This window comes from Fictibacillus phosphorivorans (assembly GCF_007673525.1).
In the GTDB taxonomy this organism is placed as follows: Bacteria; Bacillota; Bacilli; order Bacillales; family Fictibacillaceae; genus Fictibacillus; species Fictibacillus phosphorivorans_C.
Genome location: NZ_VDZU01000001.1, coordinates 1170898 through 1187534, shown reverse-complemented (window position 1 = coordinate 1187534; position 16637 = coordinate 1170898). Strand labels below are relative to the sequence as shown.

Annotated in this window: 14 protein-coding genes and 1 other annotated feature; of the genes, 3 read left to right on the top strand and 11 right to left on the bottom strand. The window is 38.8% G+C overall.

The annotated features are described in order from the left end of the window. Window positions 1-48 precede the first annotated feature (48 nt). The 6 genes from FS458_RS05675 to ezrA all read right to left on the bottom strand — a co-directional run bounded on the left by FS458_RS05675 (window position 49) and on the right by ezrA (window position 8458). Window positions 49-1641 carry an amidohydrolase gene (locus tag FS458_RS05675; protein ID WP_186320461.1) on the bottom strand — a complete coding sequence of 531 codons (1593 nt, stop codon included), beginning with the start codon at window positions 1639-1641 and terminating at the stop codon, window positions 49-51. 94 nt (window positions 1642-1735) lie between these two features. Continuing rightward, on the bottom strand, window positions 1736-3310 hold the full coding sequence (gene mbcS / locus FS458_RS05670) for an acyl-CoA synthetase MbcS (RefSeq protein WP_144698608.1): 1575 nt from the start codon (window positions 3308-3310) through the stop codon (window positions 1736-1738). A 128-nt stretch (window positions 3311-3438) separates the two neighbouring features. Continuing rightward, entirely contained in the window at window positions 3439-3624 is a 186-nt protein-coding gene (locus tag FS458_RS05665) for an alpha/beta-type small acid-soluble spore protein (RefSeq protein ID WP_066396835.1), read from the bottom strand. Window positions 3625-4238: 614 nt separating this feature from the next. Next, window positions 4239-5450, bottom strand: a complete 1212-nt coding sequence (thiI, locus tag FS458_RS05660; protein WP_144703318.1) for a tRNA uracil 4-sulfurtransferase ThiI — start codon at window positions 5448-5450, stop codon at window positions 4239-4241. Between the two features lie 5 nt (window positions 5451-5455). After that, window positions 5456-6598 (bottom strand): cysteine desulfurase family protein, encoded by a 1143-nt coding sequence (locus FS458_RS05655; RefSeq protein WP_144698606.1) that lies wholly within the window; start codon window positions 6596-6598, stop codon window positions 5456-5458. A 168-nt stretch (window positions 6599-6766) separates the two neighbouring features. Beyond that, window positions 6767-8458: a septation ring formation regulator EzrA gene (gene ezrA, locus FS458_RS05650; RefSeq protein WP_144698604.1), complete on the bottom strand. Its 1692-nt coding sequence runs from the start codon at window positions 8456-8458 to the stop codon at window positions 6767-6769. 220 nt (window positions 8459-8678) lie between these two features. Here ezrA and hisJ point away from each other — a divergent pair, with 220 nt between their 5' ends. After that, complete coding sequence (gene hisJ / locus FS458_RS05645) at window positions 8679-9512, top strand: histidinol-phosphatase HisJ (RefSeq protein ID WP_144698602.1); 834 nt, start codon at window positions 8679-8681, stop codon at window positions 9510-9512. Here hisJ and refZ read toward each other — a convergent pair. After that, a complete protein-coding gene (gene refZ / locus FS458_RS05640; protein ID WP_260858471.1) occupies window positions 9477-10163 on the bottom strand; it encodes a forespore capture DNA-binding protein RefZ in 687 nt (228 codons plus the stop codon). The genes hisJ and refZ overlap by 36 nt on opposite strands. 152 nt (window positions 10164-10315) lie before the next feature. Here refZ and FS458_RS05635 point away from each other — a divergent pair, with 152 nt between their 5' ends. Continuing rightward, on the top strand, window positions 10316-10801 hold the full coding sequence (locus FS458_RS05635) for a GAF domain-containing protein (RefSeq protein WP_144698600.1): 486 nt from the start codon (window positions 10316-10318) through the stop codon (window positions 10799-10801). A gap of 54 nt (window positions 10802-10855) precedes the next feature. Here the strand turns inward: FS458_RS05635 and megL are convergent, their stop codons facing one another. Continuing rightward, the gene (gene megL / locus FS458_RS05630) at window positions 10856-12034 is read right to left on the bottom strand and encodes a methionine gamma-lyase (protein ID WP_144698598.1); all 1179 of its coding nucleotides are present in this window, start codon (window positions 12032-12034) and stop codon (window positions 10856-10858) included. A 346-nt stretch (window positions 12035-12380) separates the two neighbouring features. Between megL and rpsD the strand changes: the two genes are divergently transcribed. Beyond that, window positions 12381-12983: a 30S ribosomal protein S4 gene (rpsD, locus tag FS458_RS05625; protein ID WP_137788639.1), complete on the top strand. Its 603-nt coding sequence runs from the start codon at window positions 12381-12383 to the stop codon at window positions 12981-12983. Window positions 12984-13038: 55 nt separating this feature from the next. Here rpsD and FS458_RS21170 read toward each other — a convergent pair whose 3' ends face one another. The 3 genes from FS458_RS21170 to tyrS form a co-directional block, all read right to left on the bottom strand. Beyond that, window positions 13039-13968 (bottom strand): methyl-accepting chemotaxis protein, encoded by a 930-nt coding sequence (locus tag FS458_RS21170; protein WP_144698596.1) that lies wholly within the window; start codon window positions 13966-13968, stop codon window positions 13039-13041. 148 nt (window positions 13969-14116) lie between these two features. Further along, a complete protein-coding gene (locus tag FS458_RS05615; protein ID WP_144698594.1) occupies window positions 14117-15019 on the bottom strand; it encodes an aldo/keto reductase in 903 nt (300 codons plus the stop codon). Between the two features lie 63 nt (window positions 15020-15082). After that, entirely contained in the window at window positions 15083-16342 is a 1260-nt protein-coding gene (tyrS, locus tag FS458_RS05610; RefSeq protein WP_144698592.1) for a tyrosine--tRNA ligase, read from the bottom strand. Window positions 16343-16405: 63 nt separating this feature from the next. Continuing rightward, window positions 16406-16627: a binding site (T-box leader), on the bottom strand. Window positions 16628-16637: the final 10 nt, after the last annotated feature.

Sequence of the window (16637 nt, the reverse complement as noted above, 5' to 3'; positions counted from 1 at the left end):
GCTTGCATTTTCTGCAAGCTGTTTTTCTTCTGTTCATGATTCCGCGTTCTACTCACCCTTGTTCTCATAGACAATATCACCGTCTACAATTGTAAGTACAACCTTAGATTTTAATATCTCATCTTCTGAAACTTCAAATAGATCTTGATCTAAGACAGTAAAGTCAGCGAAATATCCTTCTTTAATGACCCCTTTAACATCCTCTTGCATGATGGCCGAAGCACTTCCGACAGTATATAATGCTATCGCTTCAAACATTGTTAATTTTTGTTCTGGAACATATCCTTCATGACTCTCCCCCGGTTTTCTTCGGGTAACAGCTGCAAATATTCCAAGAAGCGGATCCACCGGTTCAATAGGAGCATCAGAGCCACCCGCACAAATTAGTTGTTCATCTATCAGACGTCTAAAAGGGAAAGCATTTGGAATCCGTTCCGTTCCAAGTCGTTCGATTAACCAAGGAAAGTCTGATGCTACAAATCCTGGTTGTATATCTAAAATGACAGGTAGTTGTTTCATATCAGCAATTAATTCATCATCTACAAGTCCAACATGAATTAGGCGATCTCTGCCTTCCTTTGCAGGGTTATTTTTTATCGCTTCAATCGTTTGTTTCAATGCCATATCACCAATCGTATGTACAGCAACATTCATATGATACTCTCTAGCTTTTTGAACAAGTTTAGCAAGATCAAAATCTGCATGGATCGATACACCTGAGGTTTCCGGTGCATCGTTATAAGGCTGAGATAGCCAAGCGGTCCTGCCTCCAAAAGCTCCATCTGCAAATATTTTCAATGCTCCATACTCTACAAAAGGCAGCTCATATTCCTTTTTAACATTCTTGAAGTCTTCAAATGCTTCATGATGCACCAATAGATGAGCTCGAAACTTAATTTCTTCTCCTTCAATGACAGATCGGTAAGCACTTAACGGTCTTTCTACATACCCATAATAGCTTAGGTCTTCAGAATGACCTCCTGTTAAACCTAATGAAAGCAAATGTTTGATAGAGGTCTTTAAGGCAGTATTCAAATAGTTCTGGGAAGCTTCTGGCACAACTTTCTTTACAAGTTCTGCAGCACTATCATGTAACAGCCCTGTTGCTTCTCCATCATTATCTCTTACGATAATTCCACCTGGAGGATCTATCGTATCCTTAGTTATACCTGCCAATGCTAATGCTTTCGTGCTTGCTAAAAATGCATGCCGACACACTCTGGATAAAAGAACAGGGCGTCCTCCTGAAATATCATCAAGTTCATGCCTATGAAAAATCTTACGGTCGATAAAATTGTTCTCGTTCCAACCTTCTCCGATCAACCATTCATCGGATGTAAGTGTAGCTGCTTTTTCTCGCAGAGCAAATTCCATCTCCTCAGCGGAAGTCATTTCTGAAAGATAAAGCTTTATCAATTTTTCACCATGACCGATCAAGTGCAGATGACTATCTACAAAACCTGGATACATAACATACCCTTTTAGATCAACTTTTTTCGTGATACGTTCATTAAATGTTTTTAATAAGGTTTCTGCCGTGCCTGTTTTAATAATTTGGCCGTTCTCTACGTAAACGGCTTCAATATTCTCTCTTTCATTTACCATCGTATAGATTTTCCCATTAAAAAAGAGCGTCCCCAATTTATTTACCACCTTTACCAATCATCTTTTTACAGTAGTATAACGTAAACACCAAACTAAAAAGCAGATAAAGTATCTGCTTTTCTTTAAAAAATCACCTTGTTTTAGATGCTTCTAACTGACGCAGCTCGATACGCCTGATTTTCCCTGAAGTTGTCTTTGGAAGATCATCCACATATTCAATCGATCTTGGGTATTTATAAGGAGCGGTAAGTTCTTTTACGTGTTCTTGAAGCTCTTTTGTTAGGGCATCGTTACTTGCTGTATGATCTCGTAAAACAACAAACGCTTTAACAATATGACCACGTATTTCATCTGGGCTTGCTACTACAGCACATTCTTTAACAGCAGGGTGCTTTACAAGTGCATCCTCAACTTCAAAAGGTCCGATCGTATACCCTGAGGAGATGATGATATCGTCACCTCTGCCTTCAAACCAAAAATAACCTTCAGCATCTTTCTTTGCTTTATCACCCGTAACATAATAGTCACCACGAAAAGCCATCATCGTCCGATCTCGGTCTTTATAATATTCTTTAAACAGAGCTGGACAATTCTTATGAACGGCAATATCACCAACTTCTCCAGCAGTAACTGGTTTTCCGTTCTCATCAATAACGTCAACATCGTTTCCAGGGGTTGGCTTCCCCATTGAACCTGGCTTGATCTCCATACCTTCCATCGTTCCGACTAATAATGTATTCTCTGTTTGTCCATATCCGTCACGCACTTTAATGTGGAAATACTTTTCGAACGTATCGATTACTTCTCGGTTTAACGGTTCCCCAGCCGATACAGCGCTCCTTAATTGTGGTAACTTATATTGATCCAAATTATCTACTTTTGCCATTAAACGATACTCTGTTGGTGTACAACATAAAACAGAGATCTGCTGGTCTTGCAAAAGCGTTAAATATTTTTTTGGATCGAACTTTCCTTGGTAGACAAATCCGGTAGAACCTGTGCCTAATGTGGATAAGAATGGACTCCAGATCCACTTTTGCCAACCTGGTCCAGCAGTTGCCCAAACTTTGTCATCTTGTGAAATGTTTAGCCAGCTCTTAGCAGCAGTACGAATATGAGCATATGCCCATCCGTGTGTATGCACAACACCTTTAGGCTGGCCTGTTGTACCTGATGTGTAAGATAAAAAAGCCATATCATCTTTTGCTGTTTCAGGAGCCTTGTAGGAAACGCTTACATTATTCGTAATGGCTTGTAAGCTTAACCAATTTTCTGTCTCTCCGTTCGCACTAATTTTATATGTAAGAGTAGGCAAGTGATCTTGGATCTCATTAACTTGCTCAGTAAATCGGTAATCTGCAATGATCGCTTTTGCTTCACTATGTTGGACACGGTAGCTCAGGTCCTTAGCTCTTAACATTTCTGAGCAAGGAATAACAGAAATTCCAGCTTTTAAACAAGCGATATACACTGCATACGTTTCGATCAGTCGCGGCATGATGATCAGAACTCTATCACCTTTAGCCAGACCTAGTTCTTCTAAAGAATTTGCAATTTGATTCGCTCTGTCTAGGAGCTTCTTATATGTAATCTCCTCGGTAACGCCTTGTTCATCCATCCAGATTAAAGCTTTTTTTTCAGGGTTTAAAGCATACTTTTCCATTTCTTCTGTTAAATTATAAATGTTTGGAGCAATCAAGTTCATTTTCTTCACCCTTTCAATTCATGTTGTTCTTTACCATTATAATATATTTTAGAAAATTTTTAAAATTTAGTCATATATGTACAAAAATAAAAGGAGCGGGGACAACCCGCTCCGTTAGCCATTACTATTTATTTAGAGTATCCACCTAGAGCTTGAGCTACTAGACGCTTAGTGATTTCTCCACCTACAGATCCGTTAGCACGTGCAGTTGAATCTGGTCCAAGGTTTACACCGAATTCAGAAGCGATTTCATACTTCATTTGGTCTACAGCTTGTTGTGCACCTGGTACTACTAATTGGTTTTGGTTTGCCATGTTGTTTCACCTCCTTTGTACTAATAATGTGTGTCTAAATGGCCGATTCAATTCTTGGAAATTGTTGTGTGTGTTGCCATTTCGAATATTAATTAAGAAGAAGGCTATTGAAAGCAGTTGATTTCTACTCACACTTGCTCGCTTTTCATTGTCCGAACGGTGAGCCTCCTTCCGCATTGCACCATTAGATTAGCAGTCTCCACCAGACCGCTCGTCCGATAGGAGTCGGCAATCTTACACTCCAATCAACTTGCCAAGAAGAGACAATCAAAATGTAACAGCAACAGCTCTTGAAACGGAAAAAAGCCTACACAATGTGCAGACTTTTTCACCTGGGTCTTTTCTTGTTAATATTTTAAACTGAAAACATGCCTGAATCACCGCCGCTAACGGTTAAGGTGTTAATGCTTTTACTTTCTGGTCATTTCTTTTCTCTTCATTGACAAGTTGATTGAAGTGGAAGATGCGAGACTCCTGCGGGACAAGCGGTCAGGTGAGACACTTATACGTAAAACGTACGAATGTGGCTCACCGCCTGCCCCGCGGAAAGCGAGCATCTGTAACGGAAATCAACTGCTTACATGGGCTAACAAATTAAGCTATAAAAATTACCTCTAAAGCAAATCATCAAAGCTTTCGTCCGTTGATTTCCCTTCTTCAAGAATCAGCGTCTCAACGTTATTAACCGCTTCTTCAATCAACTCTTCAAGGTTTTCAATATTTTTCTCGTACCGAATCGCTTTCTCACGCTTCGGCTTAGTCTTTGGTGCAGATGGCAAGAAAATCGTACAGCAATCTTCATAAGGACGAATTGAAATTTCGTATGTTCCAATTTTATGCGACAAATTCATGATCTCTAGCTTATCCATTGTGATAACAGGACGAAGTATAGGCATGTTTGTTACTTCATTGATCGCATACATGCTATGCATCGTTTGACTTGCAACTTGGCCGAGGTTCTCTCCGTTTGCGATAGCCATCGCATGGTTGTTTTCCGCTAATCGCTCAGTGATTCTCAGCATTACTCTTCTCATGATCGTCATGCTATAACTAGATGGAATCTTATCTTTGATCGTTTGTTGGATTTTTGTAAAAGGTACAACATGAAGCTTGATCTTTCCTCCGCTATAGCGAGTGAGCTCTTGCGTTAGATCAACCACTTTTTGCTTTGCTCGTTCACTTGTAAAAGGCGGACTATGGAAATGAACACCTTCAATACGAACGCCACGCTTCATCGTCAAATATCCTGCTACTGGACTGTCGATACCACCTGAAAGCATAAGCATCGCTTTACCTCCAACACCGATCGGCAGACCGCCAGCTCCCTCAAATGATTTTGAGCTAATGTAAGTTCCTGTATCTTTAACTTCCACTTTGACATTTACATCTGGATTATGAACATCAACGGTTAAGCCTTCTGTATTTCTTAAAAGGTATCCTCCAACTTCTTGGTTAAGCTGCATGGAATTGACAGGGAAAGATTTTAAAGAGCGCTTACCTGTAACTTTAAACGTCTTTTTTCCTTCAATCGCTTCATTAAGAGCGATTAAAGCTGCTTTCTGAATAGCTTCTAAATCGTTTTCAGCTCTAACAGCTAAGCTGATCGAGTGGATGCCGAAAATATCTTGTAGTGATTTGACGATAGGCTCGTAAGATTGTCCGTTTAATTCAATAACAATTCGGTCAAAATGTTTTGCCATGTTCAGATTCTGAAATGGACGCATTTTTCGTTTTACAGTTTCAAAAAGCTGTGATTCGAAATGCCTTCTGTTTTTTCCTTTTAGTGATAATTCACCATAACGCACGACTAAATGGTCATAAATCATCTTCATTACCTCATTACCTTCTTAATATTTATTAGTTCTTCTTTTAATACCTTTAAAGACCGTTCTGCTTCTTTCAATGTGTTTCCGTATGAAGTACTCAACCGAATAGCCGTTGAAGCACGATTTTCTCCTAACCCCATCTCAAGTAAAATACGGCTTGCTCCACCTTGTTTTGATGAACACGCAGAACGAGTAGATACATACACATCTCTTTTATCAAGAGAATGAATCAGCACTTCTGGTTTAATGCCCTTCACTGAAAAATTAATAATGTGAGGAGCTGAGCAATTTATAGGAGTATTAATGTCTATTCCATCTATGGAACGTAACTCTTCAATTAAGAACTGCTTAATCTCTAATAAATTTTCATTCTTTTCCTTACTCTCTTGAAGAATCATCCTTAACGCTTTTGCCATAGCTACAATACCTGCAACGTTTTCAGTACCAGCTCTTTTCTTTAATTCTTGTTCACCACCAGTGAACAAAGAAGAGATACTCACACCGTTCTTCACAAAAAGAATTCCATTTCCTTTTAGACCGTGAATTTTATGTGCAGATATTGTGCACAGATCGATCCCACACTCTTTAAGTGGAAGGTCAACCTTACCGACACCTTGAACATTGTCGACATGGAAAAAAATCTTCGGGTGCTCTTTCAAAATCTTACCTATCTCTTGAATAGGTTGTATCGTTCCCGTTTCATTATTGACATGAATAAGTGAAACAAGTATCGTATCCGGTCGAATCGAACGTTCAAGGTCTTCTAATGAAATCAACCCGTCATGATCCACTGGAAGATACGTTATTTCGAAACCTTGTGATTCAAGATATTGAAAGGATTCATGACTCGATGCATGCTCAACAGAAGATGTTATAAGGTGTTTACCTCGATTTTGATGTTGAAATGCAATCCCTTTGATCGCTATATTGTTGCCTTCTGTACCACCAGAGGTAAAAACCACTTCAGATGGTGCTACCTCCAGTAACTGAGCAATTGACTTTCTAGCCTGACCAAGTAATTTCTCAGCTTCTCCTCCTTTTGAATGAAGGGAAGATGGATTGGCAAAATACTTTTCTGACACCGTTACGAACGTATCCAGAACTTCCTTATATGGCTTTGTTGTTGCACTATTATCCAAATAAATCATTGTTGAATCCTCCAATTATCCATTCCAAACCGTTCTAAAACACACATTTCATTATCATACCATAATTTAGCTATCGTGCACATCTCCACTTATCTCCTATTTTTTGTTAACCGATTAAAATCTTTATTTTACAGCAAAAAAACTGCAGGAATTGAATCCCTGCAGTTTTTATACATGTGACTTTAAATTAATTTCCATCTCTTTAAGGATTCCTGGTCTAACACTTTCAATCGCAGAAGCTGCAATCTCAAGAGCATCTTCATACTGATAATTTCGAAAAGCGATCTCTGCTTCAATCAGTCGCACGGATACAGATTGATAAGAACTTCTGAACCTATTTCCGTACTGTATGAGCTTTTCAGCTAAGAAAGCATTCTCGATCATCTTAGACGTTTCTTCGTAGCCTTCATTTACTGCTTCATGCGCTTTGTTTAGTACATAAGAGACATCTGACATTTCTAGAGGTTTCTCATCCAGCTTTTTAGAAACTTCAATGATATATTCTTCCGCTTTCCCGATTGTGATCAAGTAATGTTCCGGCAATCCAGGAAGGTTGCTTTTTTGTACCATCCTTCTCGCTTCAAGAAGTTTCTTACGGAGTCCTCTTAAGCTCTGTTTCGTTTCAAGTTCATCTTTTCTTAAGTTATGAAGCATTTCTTCATAAACTTTCTGAGAACGCTGCAGTTCTTCCATCTGCTTTTGCATCTCTTCCATCATCTCGCGAATAACAGAATATGATTCTCTTTTTTCGTCAATTGAATCTTCGATGATCAAGAACCGGCTTTGTAGTTTGTGAAACAATTTTTCAATCTTCTTTTGCATCTCTGCTTCATTTTGTTCGATCAAGTAAGTAGAAGAAACGATTTGGGTCTCTTGCTTTAAATTCTCAATTCTATCATGTAAATCTTGAATATTTGAGAAAAAGACTTCTCTTTCACTTATTACAAATTGCTTAGAATGTACTTCGTTCTCAAGCATTTCATAGAGCTGATCCATCTTCTGTACCGTTTCATCCATATCTTTTTGAGCACTTTCAAGCTCAAGTTCAAGTACTTTGTTCAGCGCTTGATCGTTAAGATCTTTTAAAGAGCTGATCTCTTTTTCAATGCCAATATGATGAAGAACATAACCTTGTTGTTCCATCTCTGTAAAACCGACACTTAACTCTTTTAATGAATTAGGAATATCAGATTGAAGGATCACAAGAAGTTCAGGAACTCCCTGCATCTTCGTTTTACAATCAGAAATACGGTTTAAACTCTCAACAAGTCTTTGTCTAGCTTCTAGATGGCTTCCTTGTACAGTTAATGATTCAAACGTTTCAATCAAAGCTTTTATCTCGTCGAGTTCCTTATCAAAGATTGGAGCAGTCTGGCCAAGTGCACGGATATGAGTTAAATAGTACTTTTTTGTTTCTTGAAGCTTTTCTTTCGCTTCCACAATCTCTTCCCGATTTAGCTCCTCACTCGTAACTAACTCATTGATTTCGGAAGTAATCTCTTTAATTCTCAAATCGATCTTTTCTAAAGATTGACTAACACCAGCTAAAATAGATTTAGCTTTTTTGAAACGATACTTGTCTGTATATTCCTCAGCATCGAATAAGTCTTCTTCTAAATTAGGAAGTTGAGTCGTTACCATCTCATCCCATTCTTGACGCCACATTTCAAATTTCTCTTCCGTTTCACCAATCATCGCCATACCCTTAACTTTTGAGATTTCTTCTGTTAATGGGCGATTCATAATTTGCATCTTCCATGCTTCAAGTCGGTCAATTTCTTTATACACTCTTCGGCGTGACATGGCACCGTACAGGATCAATGCTAGGAATGTAACGATGGCAATGACTATGTATATCATCAGAGGCACCCTTTCTATCTGTTCAAATTTCTATATTGTCTATATTATGTATTCGTATGTTTAAATCGCTTTACCGATCTAATTTAGTTTTATTCTATAAAATTGCAGTTTAATGCTTTTATGATAACATGTAAACAAACATTTGACGCAAAAAAATTGCATAATCTGATAATTTTTTTCCAATTTAATGAAGATTTTGTCGAAAGGAGGAGTAAGAAAGATGTACTATGATGGACATATCCACACGCCTTTTTGTCCCCATGGGTCTTCAGACACTTTTGAAATGTATATCGAAAGAGCTATCTCTTTAGGTTTGAAAGGTATTACTTTTACAGAGCATGCCCCGTTGCCTCATTCATTTATTGATGCTGCTCCCACGAAGGACAGCAGTATGAAACATGAACAATTAGGAAAATACTTCGACACTTTGAGAGAAGTTAAGAAGTTTTATAAAAATAAAATTGAGATATTTACTGGTTTAGAAGTCGATTTTATTGAGGGCTATGAAGAGGAGACGAATACGTTTCTGAAAGAGGTTTGGCCTGAACTCGATGATGCCATTCTCTCTGTTCATTTCTTAAAGGTTCAAGACCATTACTTCTGCATGGATTATGATGAGAACGTATTTAGAGATTTGATCGAGCAATCCGGCAGCCTTTCTGCAGTCTACTCACTATACTTTCAAACCGTAAAAAAATCGATCAGTCATTCATTTGGAGATCATCAGCCAAGAAGGATTGGACACATGACATTAGCAACTAAATTTCAGAAACTTTTCCCCCCAGATTTTAGTTATGAAAAAGAAGCAGAAGAGATTTTAACAGCAATGTCTGAACGTAACATGTATTTGGATTATAACGGAGCAGGTGCTGTTAAGCCATATTGTTTGGAACCATATCCTTCTAACTGGATCATAAAAGAAGCACAAAAAAGAAAAATCCCTCTTGTCTATGGGTCTGATGCCCACAGTGCTAAGGGACTCGGTCAAGGATTGGATCAGTTAGTATCAACAGCAACATTAACTTCCCCACTTCTCCTGAATAGAGCCAAATAAAGGCTTTTGAACAGCAGACAGCAGGGGATTTTTTCTTTCTGGTATACAAACACATTTATCAAACCAGTTCATCATCCACTTCTTATAAGGCTGTATGAACGTTTCTGTTTCAGCACTAATCTGATACACCTCAGCTAAATAAAGAGGATGTAAAAATGGAAGCATCATCATATCTTTGAACTGAATGGTCAAAAAGTCGATTGGCTGCCTTCTGAATTCTTTTTTCTTCATCCCTTTTTCAAACAGAGTTTGCAAAAAGTACTTTTCCTTAACTAAGTAAGTAGACATGAGTTCCCGGACCAACGTTGAATCCAGTGTCATCTCACGATAGACAAAACGTGCAAGAGGAAGGTTTCTCTGTTGATAGATCAACAATGCTTCTACTATCTCAATAAAACTTCCCTTAACCGTGGGAGAGCTCGATGTATGATATATGATTTCAATCCTTCTGATATACCCTTCAAAAAATGAGGTGATCAACTCTTCTAGAAGACCTTTCTTTCCTCCAAAATGGTACGAAATTAAAGCGATGTTCACACCAGCTTTTTTGGCTATCTGTCTCACGGTCGTTCCTTTAAACCCTTGGCTTGTAAAAAGAGCAATCGCTGCCTCTGCTATTTTCAGTTTCGTTTCCATCGGATTTGTCTTCATTTTCTCCCACCGTCCTTCCCTCTTGTATAAAATTCTTGGGCGAGAGACATAAACCTTTAATAATCGCTCGACAAATAAGGGCTTATGGGTGTATAGTTCAACATTATTTGATAGGATAGAGTAAACAATTTATCAGGTTTGGAGGAATCTTGATGTTTTCCGTTCAGCAATATAGCACAGACAGAAATGAAGCTTATTCTCTTCTGTTGAAACAACTTTCTGCTCTACTAGAAGGCGAGACAAACGCGACTGCTAACCTTGCAAACGCATCTGCTCTTTTGAATCAATTTTTAGACAGAGTAAACTGGGTTGGTTTTTATACGCTTGAAGAAGAGACGAACCAATTAGTTCTTGGACCCTTTCAAGGGCTTCCAGCTTGTGTAAGAATTCCTCTTGGAAGAGGAGTCTGCGGAACGTCCGCTCAAAATCAAGAAACGTTAGTTGTAAAAGATGTTCATGAGTTCCCTGGGCATATCGCTTGTGATGCCGCTTCTCAATCAGAGATCGTAGTTCCGTTAGTGAAAGACGGCAAACTTCTAGGAGTTCTGGATATTGATAGTCCCGAAAAAGCACGATTCGATGAGGTGGATCAAGAGAACTTAGAAAAGTTCTGTGAGGTTTTACTTCGTTATCTCTAGATTCTGTTACCTAAATAAAGAAGTCCTGCGCAGTCATTAGCGCAGGACTCTTTTTTATAGTGAATCTAAACTTTGTTTTATGTCATCCCAAATATCTTCCCATGCTTCTAAGCCAACCGATAAGCGCAGAAGCTGATCAGTGATGCCCATCTGAAGTCGATTCTCCTCAGGTACGACAGCATGTGTCATTGTAGCAGGATGTTGGATGAGTGTTTCAGCATCACCAAGACTAACGGCGATTTTAATGAGTCTTAAATGGTTCATAAACTTTTGGGCGACCACTTTACCTCCTCTTATCTCAAAGCTGATAAGACCCCCAGCGTTCATCATTTGAGTGTTTGCAAGCTCATATTGAGGGAAGTCCGGATCACCCGGATACAATACTCGATTTACGGCAGGATGTTTCTTTAACAAGTCTGCAAGTTTCTTTGCATTCTCACAATGACGGTCCATTCGTACAGGCAGTGTCTTGATTCCTCTTAAAAGCAGCCAAGCATCAAAAGGAGACATGACCCCTCCAATATCCTTTTGAGTAGTCATTGCAAGGTGACTCATCATTTCTTGCCTACCGACCGCTAGACCTCCGATTACATCTCCATGACCACATAGATATTTCGTGGCACTGTGCAAAACAATATCGCACCCTAATTCGAGTGGACGCTGTAGGTAAGGAGATGAAAATGTATTATCAACAACAACTGGAATATTAAATTCTTTTGCGATTCTTGCTACCATACTTAGATCAACAAGTTTCATGGTAGGATTTATCGGAGATTCTATATAGATGACCGTAGTATGATCGTTGATCGCTGAACGTATCGATTCCTCATCGTTCATCGGATGAAAATTATGTTTAATATGATATTTTTCTTCCATAAGTTGTAGCAAGCCAAAGGTACACCCATATACTCCTTCTGAACAGAGAATATGATCACCGGTTTTCGTTAACCCTAGCAGAATGGCTGAAACTGCAGCCATACCAGAACCAAACGCTAAACCTTTTTCCCCTTTTTCCATCGCTGCAATCCGCTCTTCTAACATTGCAACCGTCGGATTGCTAAGTCTTGAATAGATATAACCTTCCTGCTCTCCTGCAAATCGTGCAGCACCCGTTTCCGCGCTATCAAAAACAAAAGTTGAAGTTTGAAAAATAGGAGGAGCTAAACTTCCATTATGCTGTTCTGCGTTATACCCCTTATGAATCACATCTGTTTCAAAGCGTTTTGTATCCATTTTTACTTCTCCTTTGAAGGCAATATAAAATGTAAGCGCTTTCTTATTCATATCATATATGAATTTTACTACTTTTACAATTTGTCCTAAAAAATGTTTTATGAATATGGCAGTAAGGTTGACATCGATTAGCAAAAAAGCTTATACTATTCTTTGTGTAAAATAAGCGGCACTGTGTCCATCATTAGTTTTTATTTTGTACCCAGGTTTTCATTAATCCGGGAACATCGCGTAGCTTCATAGGCTGCTGAAGTGAAGATGTTTTTCATACAAAATATGCTCGTGAAAAGGCCATAGTCACTGTTGTTGTTTTAACACAAACAAACATGTGAAGGAGGAGTCAATAATGGCTCGATATACAGGTTCAACATGGAAAGTTTCTCGTCGTCTTGGAATTTCTCTAAGCGGAACTGGGAAAGAACTTTCTAAGCGTCCATACGCACCAGGACAACATGGTCCAACTCAACGTAAAAAAATCTCTGAATACGGTTTACAATTACAAGAGAAGCAAAAGCTTCGTTACATGTACGGTGTAAACGAGCGTCAATTCCGCCGCATTTTTGATGATGCTGGTAAAATGACTGGTATCCACGGTGAAAACTTCATGATTCTTTTAGAATCTCGTCTAGACAACGTAGTTTACCGTCTTGGTCTTGCTCGTACGCGTCGTGCAGCTCGTCAATTAGTAAACCACGGTCACATCACAGTAAACGGCAAGCGTGTTGATATCGCTTCTTACCGTCTATCTGCTGGCGATGTAATCGGTGTTCGTGAAAAATCTCGCAACTCATCTGCTATTAAAGAAGCAATTGAAGTTAACAACTTCGTACCTGACTTCTTAACGTTTGATGAAAACAAATTGGAAGGTACTTTCACTCGCTTACCAGAGCGTTCTGAACTTCCTGCTGAGATCACAGAACAACTTATCGTTGAATTCTACTCTCGTTAATCTGAGTAAAGAAACCCCTAACACCTTGTTAAAGGCATTAGGGGTTTTTCTTATTCTATAAAAGTTCTTTAAACCTACTTGCTTGTGACTCTAATTGTCGAGCAGAATTTTCAATACCTAAGAACTCTTGCATCGCTTGTTCAATCAATTTCTTGTTATTTGTTATTCCTTCTTGTGATCGGTGAGTCACGTCATTGATTTTGTTGATCTCACCTGTAATTCCTGAAATATGTGCATTCACTTCTTGAATAGAATCTTGCACGCGATTAGCGAGCTTTCTAACTTCAACCGCTACAACATTAAATCCTCTTCCATGATCACCAGCTCTTGCAGCTTCTATCGCTGCGTTTAGAGCTAACAAATTCGTTTGTGCTGCAATCTCACGTATCGTCTTAACGATATCCTCAATAGAAGTAGCTTGTTTTTTCAAAGATTCTAGAATCAATAAATTTTGTTGAGACTCAGATACAAGTTTTTCAGTAGATATAGAGATCTCATTACTTTTCTTTAATCCTTCTTCTGCGCGTGTAAGCAACTCTAGAGACATTTGTTGAAGGTTAGATGCAACCGTGATCGTATTATTTTCTCTATTCGTAATATCTGTAGCGATTTTCACCACAGCTGTCACTTTATGATTTTCGTCTAAAATTGGTGTATACGTGGCTTCTAGCCAGATAAGCCGTTTTGATTTTGTAACACGTTGAATCTTTTCTTGAAAAGTTTTACCATCTCTTAAGCTTTTCCAAAACCGATCATATTCTCCACTTCTCAAGAAATCTTCTGTGCAAAATTGTTTATGGATTAATGATGGCATCTCATCAACATGGTATTCCATCGTTGTGGCAAAATTTTTATTAGCCCATAGCACTTTTCCATGTGGGTCAAATTCAATCATGGCTACAGATCGATCGATCGCTGCTAGTACAGCACTTTCATTCAATACTTGCGAGCTTTTTGTAGAGCTGTTTTTGCTTAATGTAATCATTGTTGCATCCCCATCTTCTAGTATTTATTTCTAATATTATACTACTAAGGAACTAATTACTAATGAAATGTTCTATGGATATAATAAAAAATCCACACAGCATGCTGCATGGATTTTTGCTTGTTTATGGATGATTTTCAAGTATGAATCAGTCTACTTCTTTCCCCATACTTTCTTGTAAAATATAGAACCATTGCTCGCGTGTTAATGGTAAGTTTGCTGCATTTACAGCTGATTCAATACGATTCATTTTTCCGCTTCCTACGATCGGCATAATCTGTGAAGGATGCTTTAACAGCCACGCATAAGCGACTTCATCAATGGAAGCGGCTTCTGTTTCACTAGCCACTTTTTCTAATGCCTTTTTCACGCGTACTGCTTTATCACCTTCACCTTTAAACAATCTTCCACCAGCAAGAGGAGACCATGCCATCGGTCTTACTTTTTCTTTTTGAAGGTGGTTGATCGTACCGTCAAAGAACGGTTGTTCATGAAGAACAGATAATTCGATCTGGTTCGTTACAAGCGGACCATTGTACTCATTTTGCAGCATTTCCATTTGCTTAGGCGTAAAATTAGAAACTCCAAAATGCTTAACTTTTCCTTCTTTTCTCAAGGTGTGAAATGCTTCTGCTGTTTCAGCAGGGTCCATAAACGGATCTGGGCGATGAATCAACAAAACATCTACATAATCTGTATTCATTTTTTGCAATGAATTTTCTGCAGATGCGATAATATGTTTTTTACTCGTATCATAGGATTTTATCGTATGCTCAGGACGATTTTCAGAAATGAGTTTAATGCCACACTTCGTCACGATCTGAATTTCTTGTCTCAAGGATGGTTTGAGAGCAAGTGCTTGTCCAAACAGCTCTTCACACATGTAATTACCATAAATATCAGCATGATCAAACGTTGTAATTCCCGCTTCTATACACCGTTCCATAAGTGAAAGAAGCTCTTCAGGTGAGAGATTCCATTCTGTTAAACGCCAATGACCATGAACAATCTGTGAAAATTGAAGGTCTTCTGCTAATTGAATTTTTTTCAAAACAAACACACCCCTTAATAAAGTTTGAGAGGAACCCCGTTTCAACAGGGTTCCTACTCTTTTTTAATACCTGATCAACGTATACTTTTTCTTACCGCGTCGGATGATTACAAACTTGTTCTCGATACGGTCGTTCTCACCAATCATATAGGCCGTATCTTGAACCTTTTCGCCATTGATTGATACAGCTCCATTCGTTACATCTTCTCTAGCCTGTCTTTTAGATGGAGAAATCTTCGCATCAACAAGAAGGTCTACAATGTTTAAGTCTTCCGTATTAGTTGCGTTGAACGAAGGAACATCCTTGAACCCTTGTTCGATCTCAGCAGCCGTTAAGTCTGAGAGATTTCCACTGAAAAGTGCTTCTGTAATCTTTACCGCTTGTTTGTAAGCTGCTTCTCCGTGAACAAGCGTTGTTACTTCTCGACCTAATGCTTTTTGTGCTTCGCGTTTTTCTGGTGCTTCCGCTAATGATTTTTCCAAAACTTCAATTTCTTCTTTAGATAAGAACGTAAAGTATTTAAGCCAGTTGATTACATCCGCATCTGCTGCGTTCACCCAGAACTGGTAGAACTCGTATGGAGTCGTTTTTTCTGCATCTAGCCAGATCGTTCCTGATGCTGTTTTACCAAACTTCGTACCATCTGCTTTGGTGATTAGCGGAATCGTTAGTCCGAATGCTTTCTCTTCCTCACCGGAGCGACGGATCAATTCCATACCAGCTGTAATATTCCCCCACTGGTCACTTCCGCCGATTTGAAGTTTTACATTTTCTTTTTGGAAAAGATTAAGAAAATCATACGACTGTAAGATCATGTATGAGAACTCAGTAAACGAGATTCCAGCTTCTAAACGAGAGTCAACGGAATCTTTGGCAAGCATGTAGTTAACTGAGAAATTCTTTCCTACATCACGAAGAAACTCAATCATCGTAAGTTGACTTAACCACTCATAGTTATTCACTGTTTTTGCAGGGTTCGTATCTCTTTCAAAATCAAGCAGTCTAGATAGCTGATTTTTAATCTTGTCTGTCCATTGAACAACAATCTCTGCTTCGTTCAATGTTCTTTCCGTTTGTCTACCACTTGGGTCCCCAATCAAACCTGTTCCACCGCCAACTAGTGCAAACGGCTGGTGTCCCGCTTCTTGGAATCGTTTGAGTGTAAGGATCGGTAACAGGTTTCCGATGTGAAGACTGTCTGCAGTTGGATCGAATCCGCAATAAAGCTTTACGATTCCTTTTTCAAGTTCTTTTTGTAGTCCCTCTTGATCTGTTACTTGATTAAGAAGACCTCTAAATTCTAAATCTTGTAGAATATTCATTTCTATCTTCCTTCCGTAATTTAATGATGTTTAATGACAATAAAAAAAGTCCCTCTCCAGTTGGAAAGGGACGTGATGACAATCTCGCGGTACCACCCTAATTAAAAGCCACAATAATGGCTTTTCACTTCATTTCGTAACGGTTTTATCCGTTCTCTGCTACTTAACGTTCACAGAGACAGCTCCAGGAGGTAATTCACAGCATGCCTTTGCACTGGTTCGCATCAACCACCAGCTTTCTGAAACAGGGAGACACCTACTACTCATTCCTATCTTCGCTTTCAACATATAATAA

Coding starts and splice junctions, on each gene's coding strand:
- megL (WP_144698598.1), bottom strand. CDS start 12,034: ATGGATACAAAACGCTTTGAAACAGATGTGATTCATAAGGGGTATAAC.
- FS458_RS05665 (WP_066396835.1), bottom strand. CDS start 3,624: ATGGCAAACCAAAACCAATTAGTAGTACCAGGTGCACAACAAGCTGTA.
- FS458_RS21170 (WP_144698596.1), bottom strand. CDS start 13,968: ATGATTACATTAAGCAAAAACAGCTCTACAAAAAGCTCGCAAGTATTG.
- FS458_RS05655 (WP_144698606.1), bottom strand. CDS start 6,598: ATGATTTATTTGGATAATAGTGCAACAACAAAGCCATATAAGGAAGTT.
- hisJ (WP_144698602.1), top strand. CDS start 8,679: ATGTACTATGATGGACATATCCACACGCCTTTTTGTCCCCATGGGTCT.
- tyrS (WP_144698592.1), bottom strand. CDS start 16,342: ATGAATATTCTACAAGATTTAGAATTTAGAGGTCTTCTTAATCAAGTA.
- refZ (WP_260858471.1), bottom strand. CDS start 10,163: ATGAAGACAAATCCGATGGAAACGAAACTGAAAATAGCAGAGGCAGCG.
- thiI (WP_144703318.1), bottom strand. CDS start 5,450: ATGATTTATGACCATTTAGTCGTGCGTTATGGTGAATTATCACTAAAA.
- mbcS (WP_144698608.1), bottom strand. CDS start 3,310: ATGAACTTGATTGCTCCAAACATTTATAATTTAACAGAAGAAATGGAA.
- ezrA (WP_144698604.1), bottom strand. CDS start 8,458: ATGATATACATAGTCATTGCCATCGTTACATTCCTAGCATTGATCCTG.
- rpsD (WP_137788639.1), top strand. CDS start 12,381: ATGGCTCGATATACAGGTTCAACATGGAAAGTTTCTCGTCGTCTTGGA.
- FS458_RS05635 (WP_144698600.1), top strand. CDS start 10,316: ATGTTTTCCGTTCAGCAATATAGCACAGACAGAAATGAAGCTTATTCT.